Annotated in this window: 34 protein-coding genes; 33 read left to right on the top strand and 1 reads right to left on the bottom strand. The window is 67.5% G+C overall.

Features of this window, described 5'->3' with window-relative positions:
• Window positions 1–30: 30 nt before the first annotated feature.
• Both E3O41_RS11590 and E3O41_RS11585 read left to right on the top strand, forming a co-directional pair.
• Window positions 31–489 carry a VanZ family protein gene (locus E3O41_RS11590; protein WP_135012430.1) on the top strand — a complete coding sequence of 153 codons (459 nt, stop codon included), beginning with the start codon at window positions 31–33 and terminating at the stop codon, window positions 487–489.
• A gap of 57 nt (window positions 490–546) precedes the next feature.
• Complete coding sequence (locus E3O41_RS11585; protein WP_067024773.1) at window positions 547–1,998, top strand: sugar transferase; 1,452 nt, start codon at window positions 547–549, stop codon at window positions 1,996–1,998.
• A 54-nt stretch (window positions 1,999–2,052) separates the two neighbouring features.
• Here the strand turns inward: E3O41_RS11585 and E3O41_RS11580 are convergent, their stop codons facing one another.
• Window positions 2,053–3,357, bottom strand: a complete 1,305-nt coding sequence (locus E3O41_RS11580; RefSeq protein WP_135012428.1) for a UDP-glucose dehydrogenase family protein — start codon at window positions 3,355–3,357, stop codon at window positions 2,053–2,055.
• Window positions 3,358–3,511: 154 nt separating this feature from the next.
• Here E3O41_RS11580 and E3O41_RS11575 point away from each other — a divergent pair, with 154 nt between their 5' ends.
• The 31 genes from E3O41_RS11575 to rplQ all read left to right on the top strand — a co-directional run bounded on the left by E3O41_RS11575 (window position 3,512) and on the right by rplQ (window position 20,362).
• Window positions 3,512–3,727 carry a hypothetical protein gene (locus E3O41_RS11575; RefSeq protein ID WP_067024767.1) on the top strand — a complete coding sequence of 72 codons (216 nt, stop codon included), beginning with the start codon at window positions 3,512–3,514 and terminating at the stop codon, window positions 3,725–3,727.
• A gap of 407 nt (window positions 3,728–4,134) precedes the next feature.
• Window positions 4,135–4,443: a 30S ribosomal protein S10 gene (gene rpsJ / locus E3O41_RS11570; protein ID WP_067024764.1), complete on the top strand. Its 309-nt coding sequence runs from the start codon at window positions 4,135–4,137 to the stop codon at window positions 4,441–4,443.
• Between the two features lie 8 nt (window positions 4,444–4,451).
• On the top strand, window positions 4,452–5,111 hold the full coding sequence (gene rplC, locus E3O41_RS11565) for a 50S ribosomal protein L3 (RefSeq protein WP_067024761.1): 660 nt from the start codon (window positions 4,452–4,454) through the stop codon (window positions 5,109–5,111).
• Between the two features lie 5 nt (window positions 5,112–5,116).
• Window positions 5,117–5,776: a 50S ribosomal protein L4 gene (rplD, locus tag E3O41_RS11560; RefSeq protein ID WP_067024758.1), complete on the top strand. Its 660-nt coding sequence runs from the start codon at window positions 5,117–5,119 to the stop codon at window positions 5,774–5,776.
• A complete protein-coding gene (gene rplW, locus E3O41_RS11555) occupies window positions 5,773–6,069 on the top strand; it encodes a 50S ribosomal protein L23 (protein ID WP_067024755.1) in 297 nt (98 codons plus the stop codon). Before rplD ends, rplW begins: the two co-directional genes overlap by 4 nt.
• A gap of 28 nt (window positions 6,070–6,097) precedes the next feature.
• Complete coding sequence (gene rplB, locus E3O41_RS11550) at window positions 6,098–6,937, top strand: 50S ribosomal protein L2 (protein ID WP_135012426.1); 840 nt, start codon at window positions 6,098–6,100, stop codon at window positions 6,935–6,937.
• An 11-nt stretch (window positions 6,938–6,948) separates the two neighbouring features.
• Window positions 6,949–7,230 carry a 30S ribosomal protein S19 gene (rpsS, locus tag E3O41_RS11545; RefSeq protein WP_067024749.1) on the top strand — a complete coding sequence of 94 codons (282 nt, stop codon included), beginning with the start codon at window positions 6,949–6,951 and terminating at the stop codon, window positions 7,228–7,230.
• A gap of 25 nt (window positions 7,231–7,255) precedes the next feature.
• Window positions 7,256–7,654, top strand: coding sequence for a 50S ribosomal protein L22 (gene rplV / locus E3O41_RS11540; protein ID WP_067024745.1), 399 nt, complete (start codon window positions 7,256–7,258; stop codon window positions 7,652–7,654).
• Window positions 7,654–8,406, top strand: a complete 753-nt coding sequence (rpsC, locus tag E3O41_RS11535) for a 30S ribosomal protein S3 (RefSeq protein WP_067024743.1) — start codon at window positions 7,654–7,656, stop codon at window positions 8,404–8,406. The genes rplV and rpsC overlap by 1 nt, the downstream gene beginning before the upstream one ends.
• On the top strand, window positions 8,406–8,825 hold the full coding sequence (rplP, locus tag E3O41_RS11530; RefSeq protein WP_067024740.1) for a 50S ribosomal protein L16: 420 nt from the start codon (window positions 8,406–8,408) through the stop codon (window positions 8,823–8,825). Before rpsC ends, rplP begins: the two co-directional genes overlap by 1 nt.
• Window positions 8,825–9,130, top strand: a complete 306-nt coding sequence (gene rpmC / locus E3O41_RS11525) for a 50S ribosomal protein L29 (protein ID WP_067024737.1) — start codon at window positions 8,825–8,827, stop codon at window positions 9,128–9,130. Before rplP ends, rpmC begins: the two co-directional genes overlap by 1 nt.
• Window positions 9,130–9,432: a 30S ribosomal protein S17 gene (gene rpsQ, locus E3O41_RS11520; protein WP_067024734.1), complete on the top strand. Its 303-nt coding sequence runs from the start codon at window positions 9,130–9,132 to the stop codon at window positions 9,430–9,432. Before rpmC ends, rpsQ begins: the two co-directional genes overlap by 1 nt.
• A 3-nt stretch (window positions 9,433–9,435) precedes the next feature.
• On the top strand, window positions 9,436–9,804 hold the full coding sequence (gene rplN, locus E3O41_RS11515; RefSeq protein ID WP_055992168.1) for a 50S ribosomal protein L14: 369 nt from the start codon (window positions 9,436–9,438) through the stop codon (window positions 9,802–9,804).
• A gap of 3 nt (window positions 9,805–9,807) precedes the next feature.
• Window positions 9,808–10,167, top strand: a complete 360-nt coding sequence (gene rplX, locus E3O41_RS11510) for a 50S ribosomal protein L24 (protein ID WP_067024731.1) — start codon at window positions 9,808–9,810, stop codon at window positions 10,165–10,167.
• Window positions 10,167–10,760, top strand: a complete 594-nt coding sequence (gene rplE, locus E3O41_RS11505; RefSeq protein WP_067024728.1) for a 50S ribosomal protein L5 — start codon at window positions 10,167–10,169, stop codon at window positions 10,758–10,760. The genes rplX and rplE overlap by 1 nt, the downstream gene beginning before the upstream one ends.
• Window positions 10,761–10,912: 152 nt before the next feature.
• Window positions 10,913–11,311 (top strand): 30S ribosomal protein S8, encoded by a 399-nt coding sequence (rpsH, locus tag E3O41_RS11500; RefSeq protein WP_067024725.1) that lies wholly within the window; start codon window positions 10,913–10,915, stop codon window positions 11,309–11,311.
• A gap of 7 nt (window positions 11,312–11,318) precedes the next feature.
• A complete protein-coding gene (gene rplF / locus E3O41_RS11495) occupies window positions 11,319–11,855 on the top strand; it encodes a 50S ribosomal protein L6 (protein WP_067024722.1) in 537 nt (178 codons plus the stop codon).
• A gap of 2 nt (window positions 11,856–11,857) precedes the next feature.
• Window positions 11,858–12,217, top strand: coding sequence for a 50S ribosomal protein L18 (rplR, locus tag E3O41_RS11490; protein ID WP_067024719.1), 360 nt, complete (start codon window positions 11,858–11,860; stop codon window positions 12,215–12,217).
• A complete protein-coding gene (gene rpsE / locus E3O41_RS11485) occupies window positions 12,214–12,903 on the top strand; it encodes a 30S ribosomal protein S5 (protein WP_067024716.1) in 690 nt (229 codons plus the stop codon). The genes rplR and rpsE overlap by 4 nt, the downstream gene beginning before the upstream one ends.
• Complete coding sequence (gene rpmD / locus E3O41_RS11480) at window positions 12,903–13,088, top strand: 50S ribosomal protein L30 (protein ID WP_067024713.1); 186 nt, start codon at window positions 12,903–12,905, stop codon at window positions 13,086–13,088. The genes rpsE and rpmD overlap by 1 nt, the downstream gene beginning before the upstream one ends.
• The gene (gene rplO / locus E3O41_RS11475; protein WP_420845464.1) at window positions 13,085–13,549 is read left to right on the top strand and encodes a 50S ribosomal protein L15; all 465 of its coding nucleotides are present in this window, start codon (window positions 13,085–13,087) and stop codon (window positions 13,547–13,549) included. The genes rpmD and rplO overlap by 4 nt, the downstream gene beginning before the upstream one ends.
• Before the next feature lie 106 nt (window positions 13,550–13,655).
• Entirely contained in the window at window positions 13,656–14,981 is a 1,326-nt protein-coding gene (gene secY, locus E3O41_RS11470; protein ID WP_067024708.1) for a preprotein translocase subunit SecY, read from the top strand.
• Window positions 14,978–15,571, top strand: a complete 594-nt coding sequence (locus tag E3O41_RS11465; RefSeq protein WP_067024706.1) for an adenylate kinase — start codon at window positions 14,978–14,980, stop codon at window positions 15,569–15,571. Before secY ends, E3O41_RS11465 begins: the two co-directional genes overlap by 4 nt.
• A gap of 4 nt (window positions 15,572–15,575) precedes the next feature.
• Window positions 15,576–16,424: a type I methionyl aminopeptidase gene (gene map, locus E3O41_RS11460; protein WP_083990853.1), complete on the top strand. Its 849-nt coding sequence runs from the start codon at window positions 15,576–15,578 to the stop codon at window positions 16,422–16,424.
• A 19-nt stretch (window positions 16,425–16,443) separates the two neighbouring features.
• Window positions 16,444–17,121 (top strand): DsbA family protein, encoded by a 678-nt coding sequence (locus tag E3O41_RS11455; protein ID WP_067024703.1) that lies wholly within the window; start codon window positions 16,444–16,446, stop codon window positions 17,119–17,121.
• A 139-nt stretch (window positions 17,122–17,260) separates the two neighbouring features.
• Window positions 17,261–17,479 (top strand): translation initiation factor IF-1, encoded by a 219-nt coding sequence (gene infA, locus E3O41_RS11450; RefSeq protein ID WP_029151296.1) that lies wholly within the window; start codon window positions 17,261–17,263, stop codon window positions 17,477–17,479.
• Window positions 17,480–17,547: 68 nt separating this feature from the next.
• Window positions 17,548–17,664 (top strand): 50S ribosomal protein L36, encoded by a 117-nt coding sequence (rpmJ, locus tag E3O41_RS11445; protein ID WP_055821300.1) that lies wholly within the window; start codon window positions 17,548–17,550, stop codon window positions 17,662–17,664.
• A 141-nt stretch (window positions 17,665–17,805) separates the two neighbouring features.
• Window positions 17,806–18,180, top strand: a complete 375-nt coding sequence (rpsM, locus tag E3O41_RS11440) for a 30S ribosomal protein S13 (protein ID WP_067024699.1) — start codon at window positions 17,806–17,808, stop codon at window positions 18,178–18,180.
• A gap of 27 nt (window positions 18,181–18,207) precedes the next feature.
• Window positions 18,208–18,606, top strand: a complete 399-nt coding sequence (gene rpsK / locus E3O41_RS11435; protein ID WP_067024696.1) for a 30S ribosomal protein S11 — start codon at window positions 18,208–18,210, stop codon at window positions 18,604–18,606.
• A 146-nt stretch (window positions 18,607–18,752) separates the two neighbouring features.
• Window positions 18,753–19,742, top strand: coding sequence for a DNA-directed RNA polymerase subunit alpha (locus E3O41_RS11430; RefSeq protein ID WP_067024693.1), 990 nt, complete (start codon window positions 18,753–18,755; stop codon window positions 19,740–19,742).
• A 38-nt stretch (window positions 19,743–19,780) separates the two neighbouring features.
• Window positions 19,781–20,362 carry a 50S ribosomal protein L17 gene (gene rplQ / locus E3O41_RS11425; RefSeq protein ID WP_067024690.1) on the top strand — a complete coding sequence of 194 codons (582 nt, stop codon included), beginning with the start codon at window positions 19,781–19,783 and terminating at the stop codon, window positions 20,360–20,362.
• Window positions 20,363–20,478: the final 116 nt, after the last annotated feature.

Genomic DNA, 20,478 nt, shown 5'->3' with positions numbered 1-20,478 from the left:
CTGCCGTCCACGTCGGGCGTGCGCCACGCCATGGTAGGGACCCTCGCGGTCATCTACGGGGTCTTTCTCGCGGTCGTCGTGTTCTGGCCCACGCCGATCGACCGGCCGGTTCGCGGCCTGCTCGACCGCGTGATCGAGGAGCTGCACGAGCGCGGCGTCCCGGAGTTCGTGGACTACGCAGTGATCGAGTTCGGGGCCAACATCGCGCTGTTCCTGCCCGTCGGCGTGCTGCTCGGCCTCGCGATCCCGATGCGATGGACGCTGCTGACGCTGATCCTTGGGCCCGCACTCTCCGCGGGCATCGAGTTCGCGCAGTCGCAGGTGCTCGACGAACGGTACTCGACCGTCTCGGACGTCGTCGCGAACTCGATCGGGTCCACGATCGGCGTTCTGATCGCGCTCACGCTGCGGGCCATGGTCGCGATGCGAGACGAGCGCGTGATCGCGCGGTACGAGGCCGAGCGCGAGTTCGCCGTCTCCCCACGGTAGGGCCCGGCAGCGAAGGGTTCCAGGAAACTCTCACCGTGCGGATAGGATTTCGCCGGTATGTCCTCCTCAGATTCCTCACGCCCTTCGCGCATTCCGTGGACGCGTCGCTATGCCGCGCTGCTGCTGCTGAGCGATCTCGCCGTCATCGCCGCGGTCCTCGTCGTCTATGACGTGCTGTGGGCGCCGGGCGACGAACGACTGATCGAATGGCCGACCGGTCCGGAGATTCCTTACTGGGCCGGGCTGATCGTCATCGGCGCCGTGTGGTGGCTCTGCCTCGAGATCTTCGACTCGCGCGACGAGCGGGTGGTCGGCCACGGCGTCGCCGAGTATCAGCGCGTGGCGCGGGCGTCGGGCACGCTGTTCGCCACGATCATCGCGATCGCGTTCTTCCTGCGCATCGATCTGGCTCGCAGCATCCTGATCGTCGCCATCCCCGTCGGCGCGATCCTGCTCATGTTCTCGCGCTGGGTGTGGCGGCGCTGGCTGCGCCGGCAGCAGGCGCAGGGCGACTTCGTCCACCGTGTGGTGGTGGTCGGGGAGCAGCGCAAGGCCGAGCACATCGTCCGCACCGTACACGGCACCGAGGGCACGGGCCTGCTCATCAAGGGGATCGTCACCGAGCGCGGCGACGATATCGACCCCGACGACGACATCGAGGTGCTCGGCAGCTACGACGAGCTCGGCAAAATCATTGACGCAGAGCGCATCGACAGCGTGATCTTCGCGTCGGCCGACGACCTGCCGCCGGCGGAGATGCGCCGGCTCGGATGGGCGATGGCCGATCGCGATGTCGACGTGATCGTGGCGCCGGCGATGACCGAGATCGCCGGTCCGCGCATTCACTCGCGCCCCGTCGCGGGCCTGCCGCTCGTGCAGATCTCGTACCCGCGGCTCGACGGTGGTCGCCGCGTGGCCAAGCGCACGTTCGACATCATCGGTTCAGGCCTGCTGCTGATCCTGCTGTCGCCGGTCTTCCTCGGCGTGATGATCGCCATCCGCTCGGAGGGGCGCGGCCCGTTCTTCTACCAGCAGGAGCGCGTGGGCCGCCGCGGCCGCCTGTTCGGGATGATCAAGTTCCGCTCCATGATCGTCAACGCCGACGACCAGCTCGCGTCGCTGCTCGACGCGCAGGGCACGAGCGACAAGCCCCTGCACAAGGTGACCGACGACCCGCGCATCACCAAGGTCGGCCGCATCCTGCGGCGCTACTCGCTCGACGAGCTGCCCCAGCTCGTCAACGTCTTCAAGGGCGACATGAGCCTCGTCGGCCCGCGCCCGCAGCGCCCCGCCGAGGTCGCGCTCTACGACGACGACGCCAAGCGCCGCCTGCTCGTCAAGCCGGGCATGAGCGGCCTGTGGCAGGTGAGCGGGCGATCCTCGCTGGACTGGGAGGACGCGCTGCGCCTCGACCTCTACTACGTGGAGAACTGGTCGTTCACGCAGGACATCGTCATCCTCTTCCGCACCGTCCGAGCCGTGGTCGATCCGGGCGACACCGCCCACTGACCCGGGGAACGACGAAGGGGGCGCGGCCGAAGCCGCGCCCCCTTCGTCGTTCGATCAGATGCGGCCCATGCCGCGGTAGGTCCAGCCCGCCTCGCGCCAGACGGTGGGGTCGAGGATGTTGCGGCCGTCGAACACGAACGGGCGCGCGACCTTCGCGGCGGTCGCGGCCGGGTCGAGCTCGCGGAACTGCTTCCACTCGGTGACGATCACCACGGCCTCGGCGCCCTCGAGCGCCTCGTCGATGCTGGCGGCGTACGACAGCTGCGGGTGCAGGCGCTTGGCATTGGCCATCGCCTCGGGGTCGTATGAGACCACCTCGGCGCCGCGGCCGTGCAGGCCCACCGCCACGTCGAGGGCGGGGGAGTCGCGCACGTCGTCGCTGTCGGGCTTGAACGCGAGGCCGAGCACAGCCACGCGGCGGCCGAACGGCTGGCCGTCGAACGAGTCCACCACCATGTCGACCATGCGCTGGCGGCGGCGGAGGTTGATCTGGTCGACCTCCTTCAGGAACGCGAGCGACTCACCCTTGCCGAGCTCCTCGGCGCGGGCCGCGAACGCGCGGATGTCCTTGGGCAGGCAGCCGCCGCCGAAGCCGACGCCGGCGTTGAGGAAGCGGCGGCCGATGCGGGCATCGAGGCCGATCGCGTCGGCCAGCTGCGTCACGTCGGCGCCGGCGACCTCGGCGATCTCGGCCATGGCGTTGATGAAGCTGATCTTCGTGGCCAGGAACGAGTTCGCCGAGATCTTCACGAGCTCGGCGGTCGCGTGGTTCATCACCAGGCGCGGGGTGCCCTTCGCGATGATCGACGCGTAGACCTCGTCGAGCGTGGCGACGTCCTCGTCGTGGGTCTCGTCGGCCACGCCGTAGACCAGGCGGTCGGGGTCGACGGTGTCCTGCACCGCGAAGCCCTCGCGCAGGAACTCCGGGTTCCAGGCCAGGTGCGCGCCGGTCTCGCGGACCTCCTCGGCCAGGCGCGCCGCCGTGCCCACGGGCACCGTCGACTTGCCGGCGATGAGCGATCCGGCCGCCAGGTGCGGCTTCAGCGACGCGATCGAGGCGTTGACGTAAGTGAGGTCGGCGCCCTGGCCGTCCTTGCGCTGCGGGGTGCCGACGCCGATGAAGTGCACGCGCGCGTCGGCGGCGTCGGCGAAGTCGGTGGAGAAGCGCAGGCGACCCGAGTCGATGCCGGCCTTGAGGATCTCGGGCAGCCCCGGCTCGAAGAACGGCGGCACGCCCGCGGAGAGCGACTCGATCTTCGCCGCGTCCACGTCGATGCCCACCACCTCGTGCCCGAGCGACGCCATGGCGGCGGCGTGGACGGCACCGAGGTAACCGCATCCGATGACCGAGATCTTCATCCGTACTCCTTCGGGTCGAGGCGTGTACCACGCTAGCCGGTCGCGATCCGTGAACGCTCATGACGATCCTCTGGCGCCCCGCCCGCGTCCGATGCCAGACTGAGCCGCAGGCGCGCTCCGAGGGGGAGCGCGCACGAACTCCGTAGGGGGAACCATGGGTCTCGACGATCTCGTGAACAAGGGCAAGGAGCTCTTCGAGCAGAACAAGGACAAGGTTCAGGACGCCCTGAACAGCGAGCAGGCCGAGGGTGTGAGCGACAAGGTCCTCGACGGCGTCTCGGACTTCGCCAAGAAGGTCCTGCCCGACTCGGTCGACTCGAAGGTCGACGAGGTCCGCGCGAACCTGGACGACAAGATCGGCAACCAGTGATCTGATCGATCCCCCGAGGCCCCCGGAAGCACCCGCTCCCGGGGGCCTCGGCGTTCCTGGGAGACCACTGACGCCCCCGGCGGGAACCGCGGAACGACGCGGAAGCCGGCGCGACACGCCCGGGTTGCAGCAAGTGCGGACCGGATGGCAGAATAGACAGGTTCCACATTCCTGCGTGCGTTCGCGCAGCGGGATCACTGTCACGACAGTGCACAGACGGCACCGGATCCTCGGATCCAGGATGCAGGGTTCTGGGCCGCGGGCAGGGAATCAATCACACACCCCAACTCGCGAGGCATTGTCGCGCGTGTTCGGGTCTGACATGTGAACAGAGGCCCGAAGGGTATCCGGAGGGTACGTGCGTCCAATGCCCCTGAGGTACGACGCGTAAAGAGAGTGAGCAGACTATGGCGGGACAGAAGATCCGCATTCGCCTGAAGTCGTATGACCACGAGGTCATCGACTCCTCGGCGCGCAAGATCGTCGACACGGTCACGCGCGCGGGCGCCCAGGTCGTGGGCCCCGTGCCCCTTCCGACCGAGAAGAACGTGGTCGTCGTGATCCGTTCGCCCCACAAGTACAAGGACAGCCGCGAGCACTTCGAGATGCGCACGCACAAGCGCCTCATCGACATCGTCGACCCGACCCCGAAGGCGGTCGACTCGCTCATGCGTCTGGACCTGCCGGCCGACGTCAACATCGAGATCAAGCTCTGAGGTTCGACATGGCTGACATCAACACGAAGACTTCCAAGGGTCTCCTGGGCAAGAAGCTCGGCATGACCCAGGTGTGGAACGAGAACGGCAAGCTCATCCCCGTCACGGTGATCGAGATCCAGCCGAACGTCGTCACCCAGATCCGCACGCCCGAGAAGGACGGCTACAAGGCCATCCAGATCGCCGCGGGCGCGATCGACCCGCGCAAGGTGAACAAGCCGCTCACGGCCCACTTCGAGGCCGCCGGCGTCACCCCGCGTCGTCACATCGCCGAGATCCGCACCGCGGACGCCGCCGAGTACACGCTCGGTCAGGAGCTCACGGTCGATGGCACCTTCGAGGCCGGCCAGCTCGTCGACGTCGTCGGCACGAGCAAGGGCAAGGGCACCGCGGGTGTCATGAAGCGCCACAACTTCGCTGGCGTCGGCGCCTCGCACGGTGCGCACCGCAACCACCGCAAGCCCGGTTCGATCGGCGCCTCGTCGACCCCGAGCCGCGTGTTCAAGGGCATGCGCATGGCCGGCCGCATGGGCTCGGAGCGCGTGACCGTCCTCAACCTCACGGTTCACGCCGTCGACGCCGAGAAGGGTCTGCTGCTCGTCAAGGGCGCCGTCCCCGGCGCGCGCGGCCGCACCGTGTACGTCCGCAACGCTGTGAAGGGGGCCTGAGTTAGATGACTGACTCGACTCTCGCTCTGGACGTCCAGGGCACCGACGGCAAGAAGGCCGGCTCGGTCGAGCTGCCCGCCTCGGTGTTCGACGTCAAGACGAACATCCCGCTCATCCACCAGGTCGTCGTCGCGCAGCTCGCGGCGGCTCGCCAGGGCACGCACTCGACCAAGCGTCGCGGCGAGGTCTCGGGTACCGGCGCCAAGCCGTTCAAGCAGAAGGGCACCGGCCGTTCGCGCCAGGGCTCGATCCGCCAGCCCGAGCACCGCGGCGGTGGCATCGTCCACGGCCCGAAGCCGCGCGACTACTCGCAGCGCACCCCCAAGAAGATGATCGCCGCCGCCCTCGCGGGCGCGCTCAGCGACCGTCTGCGCGGTGGCCGCCTGCACGTCGTCGAGTCCTTCGGCACCGACGCTCCCTCGACCAAGGCTGCCGCGGCGTACCTCGCCCAGGTCGCTCCGTCGAAGAAGGTCCTCGTCGTGCTCGACCGCACCGACGACTACGGCTGGCTGAGCGTTCGCAACCTCGCGAACGTTCACGTCCTCACCCCGGACCAGCTCAACGCCTACGACGTGCTCGTCTCGGACGACATCGTCTTCACCAAGGCCGCCGTCGACACGTTCGTCGCGTTCAAGACGGTCGGCGCCAAGGAGGTCTCGGCATGACCGTCAACAAGGACCCGCGCGACATCATCCTGAAGCCGGTCGTCTCGGAGAAGAGCTACGGGCTCATCGACGAGGGCAAGTACACCTTCCTGGTGGACCCGCGCTCGAACAAGACCGAGATCAAGCTGGCGATCGAGAAGATCTTCGGCGTCGAGGTCGCTTCGGTGAACACGATCAACCGCGTCGGCAAGGCGCGCCGCACCCGCTTCGGCATCGGCAAGCGCAAGGACACCAAGCGCGCGATCGTCACGCTCAAGTCGGGCACCATCGACATCTTCACGGCCGTCGCCTGATCGCCGGGAAGGACTAGAGAGAACGAATATGGCTATTCGCAACTACAAGCCCACGACGCCTGGCCGTCGCGGCTCGTCGGTGGCTGACTTCGCCGAGATCACCCGGTCGACGCCCGAGAAGTCGCTGCTGCGCCCGCTGTCGAAGACCGGTGGTCGCAACAACCAGGGCCGCATCACCACCCGCCACATCGGCGGTGGCCACAAGCGCCAGTACCGCGTCATCGACTTCCGTCGCAACGACAAGGACGGCGTCAACGCCAAGGTCGCTCACATCGAGTACGACCCCAACCGCACGGCGCGCATCGCGCTCCTGCACTACGTGGACGGCACGAAGCGCTACATCCTCGCGCCGAACAAGCTGCAGCAGGGCGACGTCGTCGAGTCGGGCCCGAACGCCGACATCAAGCCGGGCAACAACCTGCCCCTGCGCAACATCCCGACCGGTACGGTGATCCACGCGATCGAGCTCCGTCCCGGCGGCGGTGCGAAGCTGGCTCGCTCGGCCGGCGCCTCGGTGCGTCTCGTCGCCAAGGACGGCCCCTACGCGCAGCTCCGTCTGCCGTCGGGCGAGGTCCGCAACGTCGACGCCCGCTGCCGCGCCACGATCGGCGAGGTCGGCAACGCCGAGCAGTCGAACATCAACTGGGGCAAGGCGGGCCGCAAGCGCTGGCTCGGCGTGCGCCCGACTGTCCGCGGTGTCGCCATGAACCCGGTCGACCACCCCCATGGTGGTGGTGAGGGCAAGACCTCGGGTGGACGCAACCCCGTCACCCCGTGGGGTCAGCCTGAGGGCCGTACCCGTCACGCCAACAAGGAAAGCGACAAGCTCATCGTTCGTCGCCGTACCGCCGGCAAGAAGCGTAAGTAGGAGTCAAGAAGATGCCACGCAGTCTGAAGAAGGGCCCCTTCGTCGACGAGCACCTGCTTCGCAAGGTTGTCTCGCAGAACGAGGCGGGTACCAAGAACGTCATCAAGACCTGGTCGCGCCGTTCGATGATCGTCCCCGCCATGCTGGGACACACCATCGCCGTGCACGACGGTCGCAAGCACATCCCCGTGTTCGTGACCGAGGCCATGGTCGGCCACAAGCTGGGCGAGTTCTCGCCCACCCGCACCTTCCGCGGCCACGAGAAGGACGACAAGAAGGGCCGTCGCCGCTGACGCGGGGACGCAAGAGGAGAGAGAAATGGTGGAGTCCATCGCACGCGTGCGACACATCCGCGTGACCCCTCAGAAGGCTCGTCGTGTCGTGGCCCTTATCAAGGGCAAGCAGGCCGAAGAGGCCCTTGCCATCCTGAAGTTCGCGCCGCAGGCCGCTTCGGAGCCGATCTTCAAGCTCGTTGAGTCCGCGATGGCCAACGCGCAGGTGAAGGCCGACCGCGACGGTGAGTACCTGGATCAGCGCGATCTGTTCGTGAAGAACGCCTTCGTGGACGAGGGGACGACGCTCAAGCGTTTCCAGCCCCGCGCCCAGGGCCGCGCGTTCCAGATCAAGAAGCGCACGAGCCACATCACGGTCGTGCTTTCGACGCCGGAGGTCGCGGAGACCGCTGCCGCCGGTGCTGAGAAGAAGGCGAGCAAGTAATGGGACAGAAGGTCAGCCCCTACGGCTTCCGCCTCGGCATCACCACGGACCACGTCTCGCGCTGGTTCTCTGACTCGACGAAGCCGGGTCAGCGCTACGCGGACTACGTGGCCGAGGACGTTCGGATCCGCAAGTACCTGCAGGAGACGCTCGACCGCTCGGGCGTGAGCCGCATCGAGATCGAGCGCACGCGTGACCGCGTCCGCATCGACATCCACACCGCACGCCCGGGCATCGTCATCGGTCGTCGTGGTGCGGAGGCCGAGCGTCTGCGCAGCGAGCTCGAGAAGCTCACCAAGAAGCAGATCCAGCTCAACATCCTCGAGGTCAAGAACCCCGAGGCCGACGCCCAGCTCGTCGCCCAGGGCATCGCGGAGCAGCTCAGCGCCCGCGTGGCATTCCGCCGCGCGATGCGCAAGGGCCTCCAGGGCGCCCAGCGCGCCGGCGCCAAGGGCATCCGGATCCAGGTCTCGGGCCGCCTCGGCGGCGCGGAGATGAGCCGTTCGGAGTTCTACCGCGAGGGTCGTGTGCCGCTGCACACGCTGCGCGCGAACATCGACTACGGCTTCTACGAGGCCAAGACCACCTTCGGCCGCATCGGCGTGAAGGTCTGGATCTACAAGGGTGATCTCACCAACAAGGAACTCGCTCGCGAGCAGGCCAACATGAAGCCCGCTCGCGACCGTGGCGGCCGCCGTGGCCCGCGTCGTGACGACGCTGCCCCGAAGGTCGCGGAAGGAGCGACGGCGTAATGCTCATCCCTCGCAAGGTCAAGTACCGCAAGCAGCACCACCCCAAGCGGGATGGCGCGGCCACGGGTGGGACGCAGGTCTCCTTCGGTGAGTTCGGCATCCAGGCCCTCACCCCCGCTTACGTGACGAACCGTCAGATCGAGGCAGCTCGTATCGCCATGACGCGTCACATCAAGCGTGGCGGCAAGGTGTGGATCAACATCTACCCCGACCGTCCGCTCACGAAGAAGCCGGCCGAGACCCGAATGGGTTCCGGTAAGGGTTCGCCGGAGTGGTGGGTCGCCAACGTCAAGCCGGGTCGCGTCCTCTTCGAGGTCGCCGGCGTCAACGAGCAGCTCGCTCGCGAGGCCATGACCCGTGCCATTCACAAGCTGCCGCTCAAGGCACGCATCATCAAGCGCGAGGAGGGCGACGCGTAATGGCGATCGGCACCAAGGAGCTCGCTGTCACCGAGCTCGACACGTTCGAGGACCAGCGCCTCGTCGAGGAGCTGCGCAAGGCCAAGGAGGAGCTGTTCAACCTGCGCTTCCAGTCGGCCACCGGCCAGCTCGAGAGCCACGGCCGCATCCGCGCCGTGAAGCGCGACATCGCGCGGCTCTACACCGTCATCCGTGAGCGCGAGCTCGGCATCCGTGCCACGCCCGCTCCGGTCGAGGCGAAGCCCAAGAAGAGCAAGGCGAAGAAGGCCGAAGAGCCGGCTGTCGCCGAGGGAGAGGCTGAGTAATGGCCACCGAGAAGCAGGCCGGCGCCGAGCACGACGTGCGCGACGCCGAGGCCCGCGGTTACCGCAAGTCGGCCCGCGGCTACGTCGTGAGCGACAAGATGGACAAGACGATCGTCGTCGAGGTCGAGGACCGCGTGAAGCACCCCCTCTACGGCAAGGTCATCCGTCGTTCGAAGAAGCTCAAGGCGCACGACGAGCAGAACACCGCCGGCATCGGCGACCTCGTTCTGATCCACGAGACCCGTCCGCTGAGCGCCACGAAGAACTGGCGCCTGGTCGAGATCCTCGAGAAGGCGAAGTAATCCATGATTCAGACTGAATCCCGCCTCAAGGTCGCCGACAACACCGGCGCGAAGGAGCTGCTCACCATCCGCGTGCTCGGTGGCTCCAACCGCCGCTACGCCGGCGTGGGCGACACCATCGTCGCGACGGTCAAGGACGCGATCCCGGGCGGCAACGTGAAGAAGGGCGACGTGGTCAAGGCCGTCGTCGTCCGCACCGTGAAGCAGACGCGCCGTGCAGACGGCTCGTACATCAAGTTCGACGAGAACGCCGCCGTGATCCTGAAGAACGACGGGGAGCCCCGCGGCACCCGCATCTTCGGCCCGGTCGGCCGCGAGCTTCGTGACCGCAAGTTCATGAAGATCGTCTCGCTCGCCCCGGAGGTGCTGTAAGCCATGGCGAACATCAAGAAGGGTGACCTCGTTCAGGTCATCACCGGCGCCAAGCAGGACCGCGGCGGCGACCGCGGCAAGCAGGGCAAGGTTCTCGAGGTCATCGACGGCGGCAACCGCGTCGTCGTCGAGGGCGTGAACTTCATCACCAAGCACAACCGAGTCGGCCAGACTCAGCGCGGCACCAAGACCGGCGGCATCGAGACCTTCGAGGCCCCGATCCACGTGTCGAACGTCGCGCTGGTGGACCCCGAGACCAAGAAGCCGACCCGCGTGGGCTTCCGTCTCGAGGAGCAGGTCAAGGACGGCGTGAAGAAGACGGTTCGCGTTCGCTACGCGAAGAAGTCGGGTAAGGACATCTGATGAGCACGGACACCGCCGCGCAGGCTGGCAAGATCCAGCCGCGCCTGAAGCGGGTCTACCGCGAGGAGATCCGTCAGAAGCTGCAGGACGAGTTCGGCTACGCCAACGTCATGCAGGTTCCCGGCCTGGTCAAGGTCGTCGTGAACACCGGTGTCGGCGAGGCAGCTCGCGACAGCAAGGTGATCGAGGGCGCCATCAAGGACCTCGAGGCCATCACCGGCCAGAAGCCCTTCGTGACCAAGGCCCGCAAGTCGATCGCGCAGTTCAAGCTGCGCGAGGGCCAGGCCATCGGCGCGCACGTCACCCTCCGCGGTGACCGCGCGTGGGAGTTCCTGGACCGCCTCATCTCGCTCGCCCTGCCCCGCATCCGCGACTTCCGCGGTCTGTCGGACGCGCAGTTCGACGGGAACGGCAACTACACCTTCGGTGTGCAGGAGCAGTCGATCTTCCACGAGATCGACCAGGACAAGATCGATCGCGTCCGCGGCTTCGACATCACCATCGTGACCACCGCGAAGACGGACGACGAGGGCCGGGCGCTGATCCGCCACCTCGGCTTCCCCTTCGTGAACAAGGCCACGCAGGCTGCCTGAGGCCTCGGTCTCGGGTAAACCGCTGTGAATGCCGGGCTCGATTTTGTCGGGCCCGGCATTCCCACGGACAATCGAATATTGCTCAATCCGGTCGTGGAAGGTCGTCTGTCGTGTAACGGCAGCCGAAACCTCATGAACAAAGGACAACTCATATGACCATGACAGACCCGGTCGCAGACATGCTGACCCGGCTGCGCAACGCGAACTCGGCGCACCACGACTCCGTGACCCTGCCGTCGAGCAAGCTCAAGACGCACATCGCGGACATCCTCAAGCAGGAGGGTTACATCGCGGCGTGGGAGGAGACCGACGCCCGCGTCGGCAAGAACCTCACGCTGACGCTCAAGTACGGTCCCAACCGTGAGCGTTCGATCGCCGGCATCAAGCGTGTCTCGAAGCCCGGCCTCCGCGTGTACGCCAAGTCGAACGAGCTCCCCAAGGTGCTCGGCGGCCTCGGCGTCGCCATCCTGTCCACCTCGTCGGGCCTCCTCACGGACCGCCAGGCCGAGCAGAAGGGCGTGGGTGGGGAAGTCCTCGCCTACGTGTGGTGATCACCTAATGTCGCGTATTGGACGTCTTCCCATCGACATCCCCGCCGGCGTCACTGTGACCGTCGACGGGCAGCAGGTCGCCGTCAAGGGCCCCAAGGGCGAGCTCTCGCTCACCGTGGCCAAGCCGATCGAGGTCAAGGTCGAGGAGAACCAGGTTCTCGTCACCCGCCCCGACGACGAGCGCGAGTCGCGTTCGCTGCACGGTCTGACCCGCACTCTCATCAACAACAACATCATCGGCGTGACCGAGGGCTACACCAAGGGCCTCGAGGTCGTCGGAACCGGTTACCGCGTGGCGCAGAAGGGCTCGGCCGTCGAGTTCGCTCTGGGCTTCTCGCACCCGGTCACCGTCGAGCCGCCGGCAGGCATCACGTTCACGGTCGAGGGCAACAACAAGCTCACCGTGAGCGGCATCGACAAGCAGGCCGTGGGCGAGGTCGCCGCCAACATCCGCAAGATCCGCAAGCCCGAGCCTTACAAGGGCAAGGGTGTGCGCTACGCCGGCGAGGTCGTGCGTCGCAAGGCCGGAAAGGCTGGTAAGTAATCATGGCTGTGAAGTCGAAGTCCGTCGCTCGCAAGCGCCGCCACGTTCGCCTTCGCAAGAAGGTCGTGGGCACGCCTGTTCGCCCCCGTCTGGTCGTGACCCGTTCGGCGCGCCACGTTTTCGTGCAGCTCGTCGACGACAGCAAGGGTCACACCCTGGCCAGCGCCTCCACCCTCGAGACCGAGCTGCGCTCGCTCGAAGGTGACAAGACCGCCAAGGCCCGCAAGGTCGGCGAGCTCCTCGCCGAGCGCGCGAAGGCCGCCGGCGTCACCGACGCGGTGTTCGACCGCGGCGGCAACCGCTACGCCGGTCGCGTCGCCGCGATTGCCGATGGCGCCCGCGAAGGAGGGCTGAACCTGTGAGTGACAACAAGGAGACCGAAGTGACCACCGAAGCAGCCGCTCCGGCCGTGGCCGAGCAGGCCGCCGGCACCGAGCCGCGCGACGACCGTCGCGGTGGCCGCGGTGGCCGCGACAACCGCCGTCGTGACAACGACCGCGGTGGCCGCGGCGCCGACAGCCAGTTCCTCGAGCGCGTGGTGACCATCAACCGCGTGTCGAAGGTCGTCAAGGGCGGTCGTCGCTTCAGCTTCACGGCCCTCGTGGTCGTGGGCGATGGCAACGGCGTCGTGGGCGTCGGCTACGGCAAGGCCCGCGAGGTGCCCCTGGCCATCTCGAAGGGTGTCGAGGACGCCAAGCGCAACTTCTTCCGCGTGCCCCGCGTGGCCAGCACCATCCCGCACCCGGTGCAGGGTGAGGCCGCCGCCGGTGTCGTGCTGCTCCGTCCGGCCGCTGCGGGTACCGGTGTGATCGCCGGTGGCCCGGTGCGTGCCGTGCTCGAGTGCGCCGGCATCCACGACGTGCTGTCGAAGTCGCTCGGCTCGTCGAACACGATCAACATCGTGCACGCGACCGTCGCGGCCCTGAAGCAGCTCGAGGAGCCGCGTGCGGTCGCCGCGCGCCGTGGCCTCGACTTCGACCAGGTCGCGCCGGCTCGTCTGGTTCGTGCGGAGGCCGAGGCCGCCGCTGCCGCGAAGGTAGGTGCCTGATGGCTGCGCGTCTCAAGGTGACGCAGATCAAGTCCAAGGTGAGCGAGAAGCAGAACCAGCGTGACACGCTGCGTTCGCTCGGTCTCAAGCGGATCGGCGACTCGGTCGTCCGTCCCGACGACCAGCAGACGCGCGGCTACGTCCGCACCGTCGCTCACCTCGTCAAGGTTGAGGAGATCGACTGATGGCCGAGAACAACGAGGAGCGCCCCGGCGTTCTGAAGGTCCACCACCTCCGTCCGGTCCCGGGCGCCAACACCGCGAAGACCCGCAAGGGTCGCGGTGAGGCCTCGAAGGGCAAGACGGCCGGTCGCGGCACGAAGGGCACCAAGGCCCGCAACACCGTGAAGACCGGCTTCGAGGGTGGCCAGATGCCGCTGCACATGCGCACGCCCAAGCTGCGCGGCTTCAAGAACCCGTTCCGCGTGGAGTACCAGGTCGTGAACCTGGAGAAGCTCGCCGAGCTCTACCCGCAGGGTGGCGACGTGACCGTCGCCGACCTGGTGGCCAAGGGCGCGGTCCGCAAGAACGAGAAGGTCAAGGTTCTGGGCAACGGCGACATCGCCGTGGCGCTGAACGTCGAGGTCGACAAGGTCTCCGGCTCGGCTGAGCAGAAGATCGTCGCCGCCGGCGGCAGCGTCAAGTAACGCACGCAGAGGGGTCGGGAGCCGGAAGGCCCCCGGCCCCTCTTGCGTTAGGCTTGACCAGGCTCCGCCGCGGGCGGCAGCCACCAGTTTTCAGGAAGGCATTTCCTTGTTCAGTGCCATCGCGCGGATCTTCCGCACGCCGGATCTGCGTCGGAAGATCGGCTTCACGCTCGCGATCATCGTGATCTACCGCCTGGGCGCGCACGTGCCTGCTCCGTTCGTGAACTTCCCGAACGTCCAGAGCTGCCTCGATCAGACGGCCGGCGCCGAGGGTCTCCTCTCGCTCGTGAACCTGTTCTCCGGCGGTGCGCTGCTGCAGCTGTCGATCTTCGCGCTCGGTGTGATGCCGTACATCACCGCGACGATCATCGTGCAGCTCCTGCGCGTGGTCATCCCGCACTTCGAGACCCTCTACAAGGAGGGCCAGTCGGGGCAGGCCAAGCTCACGCAGTACACGCGCTACATCACGATCGCGCTGGCGCTGCTGCAGTCGACCACCCTCGTCACCGTCGCCCGCAGCGGTCAGCTGTTCGGCGTCACGGGCATCGCGGAGTGCAACCAGCTGCTCGTGAACGACGTGTGGTGGGCGCAGCTGCTCATCATCATCTGCATGACCGCCGGCACCGGCCTGATCATGTGGTTCGCCGAGCTCGTCACCGAGCGCGGCATCGGCAACGGCATGTCGCTGCTGATCTTCACCTCGATCGCCGCCACGTTCCCCGGCGCGATGGGCGCCATCTGGCAGGCCCGCGGCTTCGAGGTCTTCCTGCTCGTGCTCGCGATCGGCATCGTGATTGTCGCGCTCGTCGTCTTCGTCGAGCAGTCCCAGCGGCGCATCCCCGTGCAGTACGCCAAGCGCATGGTGGGCCGGCGCACCTACGGCGGCACGAACACCTACATCCCGATCAAGGTGAACATGGCCGGCGTCGTGCCCGTCATCTTCGCCTCGTCGCTGCTGTACCTGCCCGCCCTCGTCGCGCAGTTCAACGCGACGCCCGACGCCGAGGGCAACGTGCCGGAGTGGGTCACGTGGATCAACACGTACTTCACGACGGGCGACCACTGGCTGTACATGCTCGTGTACTTCCTGCTGATCATCGGCTTCACGTACTTCTACGTGGCGATCACCTTCAACCCGGTCGACGTCGCCGACAACATGAAGAAGTACGGCGGCTTCATCCCCGGCATCCGCGCGGGTCGCCCCACGGCCGAGTACCTCGACTACGTGCTCACGCGCATCACGTTCCCCGGTTCGATCTACCTGGGCCTGATCGCGCTGATCCCGCTCATCGCCCTCGCCACCGTGCAGGCGAACCAGAACTTCCCCTTCGGCGGGGCCTCGATCCTCATCATCGTGGGCGTCGGTCTCGAGACGGTGAAGCAGATCGATGCGCAGCTGCAGCAGCGCCACTACGAAGGGCTCCTCCGATGACCGCACGTCTTCTCATCGTCGGCCCCCAGGGCTCGGGCAAGGGCACCCAGGGCGTCCGCATCGCCGAGGCCCTCTCGATCCCCGTCGTCTCGACGGGCGACATCTTCCGCGCCAACATCAAGGGCGGCACGGAGCTGGGCCTCAAGGTCAAGGCGATCACCGACGCCGGCGAGCTCGTGCCCGACGCCGTCACGAGCGAGATCGTGCGCGACCGCCTGTCGCAGGACGACGCCCAGGCCGGCTTCCTGCTCGACGGCTACCCGCGCAACGCCGCCCAGGTGGGGCACCTCGACGAGTTCCTCGCCGGTCGCGGCGAGAAGCTCGACGCCGTGATCCTGCTCGACGTGCCGCGCGCCGAGAGCCTGCAGCGCCTCACGCTCCGCGCCGAGCAGGAGGGCCGCTCCGACGACACGGAAGAGGCGATCGCCAAGCGCCTCGACATCTACGAGTCCGAGACCGCGCCGATCATCGACCTCTACGAGGATCGCGGGATCGTCGACCGCATCGACGGTGTGGGCTCGCTCGACGAGATCACCGCGCGCATCTTCGCGGCCCTCGAGGCCCGCGGCATCGCGCGCGTCAGCGCCTGACGCCGTGGTCTTCCGCCGCAGCGCGTACAAGACCCCCGAGCAGCTGCGCGGGATGGTCGAGGCCGGCCTCATCACCCACGCCGCCCTCGAGGCCGTCCGCGCCGCGATCCGGCCGGGCATGACCACGCTCGAGCTCGACCGCATCGCCGAGGCCGCGATCGTCGAGCGGGGCGCGCACTCCAACTTCCAGCTCGTGCCGGGCTACGCCCACACGATCTGCGTGTCGGTGAACGACGAGGTCGTCCACGGCATCCCGGGGGAGCGCGTGCTCGAGCCGGGCGACATCGTCTCGATCGACTGCGGCGCCGAGACGCCCGAGGGATGGAACGGCGACTCCGCGATCACGATCGTGCTGCCCGGCGGCGACCCCGAGGTCGTTGCGCGCCGGCAGGAGCTGAGCGACGTCACCCGCGGATCGATGTGGGCGGGGATCGCGGCGCTCGCGAGCGCGAGTCACCTTGCCGGCGTCGGCGCGGTGATCCAGGACTACATCGAGGACAACCCGCTGTCGTTCAGCGGCGCCCCCGCGGGCATCCTGCGCGACTACGTGGGCCACGGCATCGGGCGCAAGATGCACGAGCCGCCCACGCTGTTCCACTACCGCACCGCGCAGCCGGGCGCCAAGGTCAAGCCGGGGCTGACGATCTGCGTCGAGCCGATGATGACCTCGGGCTCGGAGGCCGTGTTCGTCGAGGACGATGACTGGACGGTGACGACCGAGGACGGCTCGGACGGCGCACACTGGGAGCACAGCGTTGCGGTGCATGCTGGTGGTATCTGGGTGCTCACCGCCCCCGACGGTGGCGCCGAGGGGCTCGCGCCGTTCGGCGTGACGCCCGCCCCGATCAACTGACCCTTCCTCGGAGGACCCCATGGCCGCTGCGCGCAAGACCAACTGGCTCGCGATCTGGATCTCGGCGGCCGTGGTCGTCGCCATCGCCGTGATCGCGGTGCTCGTCGTGCAGATGAACCGCCAGGCCCTCGCCGGCGCGGAGTCGCCGGCCAGCGCCGTCGTCGACGAGGCGACCGGCGCGATCACCTTCGGCGACGGCGAGAACGTCGTCGAGGAGTACATCGATCTGTTCTGCCCGGTCTGCCAGCGGTACCACGAGGGGTACAGCGAGACGGTCTCCGACCTCGTCGCCGACGGCGAGGTCACCCTCAAGGTGCACCCCATCTCGATCCTCGACCGGTACTCGCAGGGCACGGAGTACTCCACGCGGTCGGCGAGCGCCGTGTACTGCGTCGCGGACGAGAACCCCGACGCCGTGTACCCGTTCATCGACCTGCTGTTCCGCAACCAGCCCGCCGAGGGCAGCACGGGCCTGACCGACGACGAGCTGGCGGACTACGCGTCCCAGGCGGGCGCCGGCGGCGCGGCCGACTGCATCGCGGCCGGGGAGTACAAGGACTACGTCACCAAGATGACGCCCGAGACCCCCGTGGCCCCGAACGCGCAGGGCATCGGCACGCCCACGGTGCTGCTGAACGACGAGTTCGTCTCGCTCTCGGGCGACCCGCAGGCCAACATCGTCGACCAGCTGCAGTGAGGCGACACGCCCGTTTGCCGAACGGCGGCGGGTGGTCTACCATAGATCTTTGGTGCCTTGCGCCTATTTTCGGCGTGTCATAGGGCACCACCACCCCATCCACCGCAGACCGGCCGGTCTGCCCAGCGTAAGCGAGTTTATGGCTAAAGACGGTGTCATCGAGATCGAAGGCACGGTGTCCGAGGCGCTGCCCAACGCGATGTTCCGCGTCGAGCTGACGAACGGTCACAAGGTGCTCGCCACGATCTCGGGAAAGATGCGGCAGAACTACATCCGCATCATCCCCGAGGACCGCGTGGTCGTGGAGCTCAGCCCCTACGACCTCACCCGCGGCCGCATCGTCTACCGCTACCGCTGAGTTCAGCCGGCCGAGAAGTAACACCCCCGCGCGAGCGGCCCGGTGAAGACAGCGATAAGGAACGCGCCATGAAGGTCAACCCCTCCGTCAAGCCCATCTGCGACCACTGCAAGGTCATCCGCCGCAACGGCCGCGTGATGGTCATCTGCAAGTCGAACCCGCGCCACAAGCAGCGCCAGGGCTGACGTCTTCCGCTTCGGCGGATCCGCAGGCTTACAACTTCACACATCACGGCAGGATCAGAACCCACACGTGGGGGACACCTCGGGGCGGAGGCCCGGGCACCGATCCTGCTCCACACCTCCACCAACACACAGGAGAACCGCATGGCACGTCTTGCCGGCGTCGACATCCCGCGCGACAAGCGCGTGGTGATCGCACTCACGTACATCTACGGCGTGGGCCGTACCCGCTCGAACGAGATCCTCGCTGCCACCGGCATCGACGAGAACATCCGCGTCAAGGACCTCAGCGACGACCAGCTCGTCGCGCTCCGCGACTACATCGAGGCCAACTACAAGGTCGAGGGTGATCTGCGCCGCGAGGTCGCCGCCGACATCCGCCGCAAGGTCGAGATCGGCTCGTACGAGGGTCTCCGCCACCGTCGCGGCCTTCCGGTGCGCGGTCAGCGCACCAAGACGAACGCGCGTACCCGCAAGGGTCCGAAGCGCACCGTCGCCGGTAAGAAGAAGGCCCGCTAAGCGCGGATTGGTTCAGGAGACTAAATAATGGCTACCCCCAAGACTGCTGCGCGCAAGCCGCGCCGCAAGGAGAAGAAGAACATCGCGCTGGGCCAGGCCCACATCAAGTCGACGTTCAACAACACGATCGTCTCGATCACCGACCCGTCGGGCGCTGTCATCAGCTGGGCCTCGTCGGGTGGCGTGGGCTTCAAGGGCTCGCGCAAGTCGACGCCGTACGCCGCCGGCATGGCCGCGGAGTCGGCCGCCCGCCAGGCGCAGGAGCACGGCGTCAAGAAGGTCGATGTCTTCGTGAAGGGCCCGGGCTCGGGTCGCGAGACCGCGATCCGCTCGCTGCAGGCCGCCGGCCTCGAGGTCGGCTCGATCTCGGACGTGACGCCGCAGGCGCACAACGGCTGCCGTCCGCCGAAGCGCCGCCGCGTCTGACGCGTCACCCCGGGGTGCCGCCGGCCTCGTGCCGGCCGCCCCGGGGCCTTCGTCGTTCCACCGCGGGCTCGGCTCGCACGAGTAAAACTCAAGACCTCGAACAACCAAGTGTCATATAGCGGGCACTTGATCGAAAGGAACACATAGTGCTCATCGCACAGCGTCCGACTCTCACCGAGGAGAAGATCTCGGAGTTCCGCAGCCGGTTCATCATCGAGCCGCTGGAGCCGGGCTTCGGTTACACGATCGGCAACTCGCTGCGTCGCAGCCTCCTCTCGTCGATCCCGGGTGCGGCCGTCACCAGCATCCGCATCGACGGTGTGCTGCACGAGTTCAGCACGATCCCCGGTGTCAAGGAAGATGTCACCGAGATCATCCTCAACATCAAGCAGCTCGTGGTGTCGAGCGAGCGCGACGAGCCCATCACGGCTTACCTGCGCAAGACCGGCGCCGGCGAGGTCACGGCTGCCGACATCTCGGCTCCCGCGGGCGTCGAGATCCACAACCCCGAGCTGGTCATCGCCACGCTGAACGACACCGCCAAGTTCGAGCTCGAGCTCACGATCGAGCGCGGTCGCGGCTACGTCTCGGCCGTGCAGAACCGCAACGAGTACGCCGAGGCCGGTCAGATCCCGATCGACTCGATCTACTCGCCGGTGCTCAAGGTCGCCTACCGCGTGGACGCCACGCGTGCCGGTGAGCGCACCGACTTCGACAAGCTCGTGCTGGACGTCGAGACCAAGCCGTCGATCGCCCCGCGCGACGCGGTGGCCTCGGCCGGCCGCACGCTCGTCGAGCTGTTCGGCCTCGCCCGCGAGCTGAACGTCGAGGCCGAGGGCATCGAGATCGGCCCCGCGCCGGTTGAGCAGGTGCTCTCGAACGAGCTGTCGATGCCGATCGAGGACCTCGACCTGTCGGTCCGTTCGTACAACTGCCTCAAGCGCGAGGGCATCAACACGGTGAGCGAGCTCGTCGCCCTCTCGGAGACGCAGCTCATGAACATCCGCAACTTCGGTCAGAAGTCGGTCGACGAGGTGCGCGACAAGCTCGTCTCGCTCGGTCTGTCGCTGAAGGACTCGGTGCCCGGTTTCGACGGCGCCAACTTCTACGGCGGCTACGACGACGAGACCCTCTGATCCTCTTCGACTTGACGAACATCCTGGAGTAACAAGAAATGCCTAAGCCCACGAAGGGTGCCCGCCTCGGCGGCGGCCCCGCCCACGAGCGTCTGATCCTCGCCAACCTCGCGGCGTCGCTCTTCACGCACAAGTCGATCAAGACGACCGAGACCAAGGCCAAGCGCCTGCGTCCGCTCGCCGAGCGCCTCATCACGTTCGCGAAGCGCGGCGACCTGCACGCCCGCCGTCGCGTGCTGTCGGTCATCGGTGACAAGGAAGTCGTGCACGTCCTCTTCACCGAGATCGCGCCGCAGGTGGCCGACCGTGAGGGCGGCTACACCCGCATCACGAAGGTCGGCAACCGCAAGGGCGACAACGCGCCCATGGCCGTGATCGAGCTCGTGCTCGAGCCCGTCGAGAAGAAGGCCGCCCCGGCCGCCAAGAAGTCCTCCTCGAAGAAGGCCGCTGCGGCCGAGGAGGCTCCGGCCGAGGAGACCCCCGCGGAGGAGACCGAGGTCGTCGAGGAGGCTCCGGCCGAGGAGGCCGCCGCCGACGCCGGTGCCGAGTCGCCCGAGGAGGGCGCGGCTGCCGAGGAGGCCGCCGAGGACGCCGTCGTCGAGGACGAGGACAAGAAGTAACTCAGCACCGCTGACCGAAGGTCCCGCATCCGTCAGGGTGCGGGACCTTCGTCGTTCCCGGGCGTGCGTCGCGGCGCAGATCTGCGTTGTGGCGCATCGGGGTGGGGATCGGCTGC

Origin of the sequence: Microbacterium sediminis, from assembly GCF_004564075.1 — a bacterium.
GTDB lineage: Bacteria > Actinomycetota > Actinomycetes > Actinomycetales > Microbacteriaceae > Microbacterium > Microbacterium sediminis.
This window is presented reverse-complemented; position numbering and strand designations above follow the sequence as displayed.

Bases quoted from the DNA above. Each gene is read 5' to 3' on its own strand.
- rpmJ (WP_055821300.1), top strand. From the start codon at position 17,548: ATGAAGGTCAACCCCTCCGTCAAGCCCATCTGCGACCACTGCAAGGTC.
- rplE (WP_067024728.1), top strand. From the start codon at position 10,167: ATGAGCACGGACACCGCCGCGCAGGCTGGCAAGATCCAGCCGCGCCTG.
- infA (WP_029151296.1), top strand. From the start codon at position 17,261: ATGGCTAAAGACGGTGTCATCGAGATCGAAGGCACGGTGTCCGAGGCG.
- rpsQ (WP_067024734.1), top strand. From the start codon at position 9,130: ATGGCCACCGAGAAGCAGGCCGGCGCCGAGCACGACGTGCGCGACGCC.
- E3O41_RS11585 (WP_067024773.1), top strand. From the start codon at position 547: ATGTCCTCCTCAGATTCCTCACGCCCTTCGCGCATTCCGTGGACGCGT.
- rpsC (WP_067024743.1), top strand. From the start codon at position 7,654: ATGGGACAGAAGGTCAGCCCCTACGGCTTCCGCCTCGGCATCACCACG.
- E3O41_RS11455 (WP_067024703.1), top strand. From the start codon at position 16,444: ATGGCCGCTGCGCGCAAGACCAACTGGCTCGCGATCTGGATCTCGGCG.
- E3O41_RS11580 (WP_135012428.1), bottom strand. From the start codon at position 3,357: ATGAAGATCTCGGTCATCGGATGCGGTTACCTCGGTGCCGTCCACGCC.
- rplP (WP_067024740.1), top strand. From the start codon at position 8,406: ATGCTCATCCCTCGCAAGGTCAAGTACCGCAAGCAGCACCACCCCAAG.
- rplD (WP_067024758.1), top strand. From the start codon at position 5,117: ATGACTGACTCGACTCTCGCTCTGGACGTCCAGGGCACCGACGGCAAG.
- rpsM (WP_067024699.1), top strand. From the start codon at position 17,806: ATGGCACGTCTTGCCGGCGTCGACATCCCGCGCGACAAGCGCGTGGTG.
- rplX (WP_067024731.1), top strand. From the start codon at position 9,808: ATGGCGAACATCAAGAAGGGTGACCTCGTTCAGGTCATCACCGGCGCC.
- rpsS (WP_067024749.1), top strand. From the start codon at position 6,949: ATGCCACGCAGTCTGAAGAAGGGCCCCTTCGTCGACGAGCACCTGCTT.
- rplC (WP_067024761.1), top strand. From the start codon at position 4,452: ATGGCTGACATCAACACGAAGACTTCCAAGGGTCTCCTGGGCAAGAAG.
- E3O41_RS11465 (WP_067024706.1), top strand. From the start codon at position 14,978: ATGACCGCACGTCTTCTCATCGTCGGCCCCCAGGGCTCGGGCAAGGGC.
- rpsH (WP_067024725.1), top strand. From the start codon at position 10,913: ATGACCATGACAGACCCGGTCGCAGACATGCTGACCCGGCTGCGCAAC.
- rplB (WP_135012426.1), top strand. From the start codon at position 6,098: ATGGCTATTCGCAACTACAAGCCCACGACGCCTGGCCGTCGCGGCTCG.
- rpsJ (WP_067024764.1), top strand. From the start codon at position 4,135: ATGGCGGGACAGAAGATCCGCATTCGCCTGAAGTCGTATGACCACGAG.
- rplN (WP_055992168.1), top strand. From the start codon at position 9,436: ATGATTCAGACTGAATCCCGCCTCAAGGTCGCCGACAACACCGGCGCG.
- rpsK (WP_067024696.1), top strand. From the start codon at position 18,208: ATGGCTACCCCCAAGACTGCTGCGCGCAAGCCGCGCCGCAAGGAGAAG.
- E3O41_RS11590 (WP_135012430.1), top strand. From the start codon at position 31: ATGGTAGGGACCCTCGCGGTCATCTACGGGGTCTTTCTCGCGGTCGTC.
- rplW (WP_067024755.1), top strand. From the start codon at position 5,773: ATGACCGTCAACAAGGACCCGCGCGACATCATCCTGAAGCCGGTCGTC.
- rplQ (WP_067024690.1), top strand. From the start codon at position 19,781: ATGCCTAAGCCCACGAAGGGTGCCCGCCTCGGCGGCGGCCCCGCCCAC.
- rplR (WP_067024719.1), top strand. From the start codon at position 11,858: ATGGCTGTGAAGTCGAAGTCCGTCGCTCGCAAGCGCCGCCACGTTCGC.
- E3O41_RS11575 (WP_067024767.1), top strand. From the start codon at position 3,512: ATGGGTCTCGACGATCTCGTGAACAAGGGCAAGGAGCTCTTCGAGCAG.
- rplF (WP_067024722.1), top strand. From the start codon at position 11,319: ATGTCGCGTATTGGACGTCTTCCCATCGACATCCCCGCCGGCGTCACT.
- rpmC (WP_067024737.1), top strand. From the start codon at position 8,825: ATGGCGATCGGCACCAAGGAGCTCGCTGTCACCGAGCTCGACACGTTC.
- rplV (WP_067024745.1), top strand. From the start codon at position 7,256: ATGGTGGAGTCCATCGCACGCGTGCGACACATCCGCGTGACCCCTCAG.
- rpmD (WP_067024713.1), top strand. From the start codon at position 12,903: ATGGCTGCGCGTCTCAAGGTGACGCAGATCAAGTCCAAGGTGAGCGAG.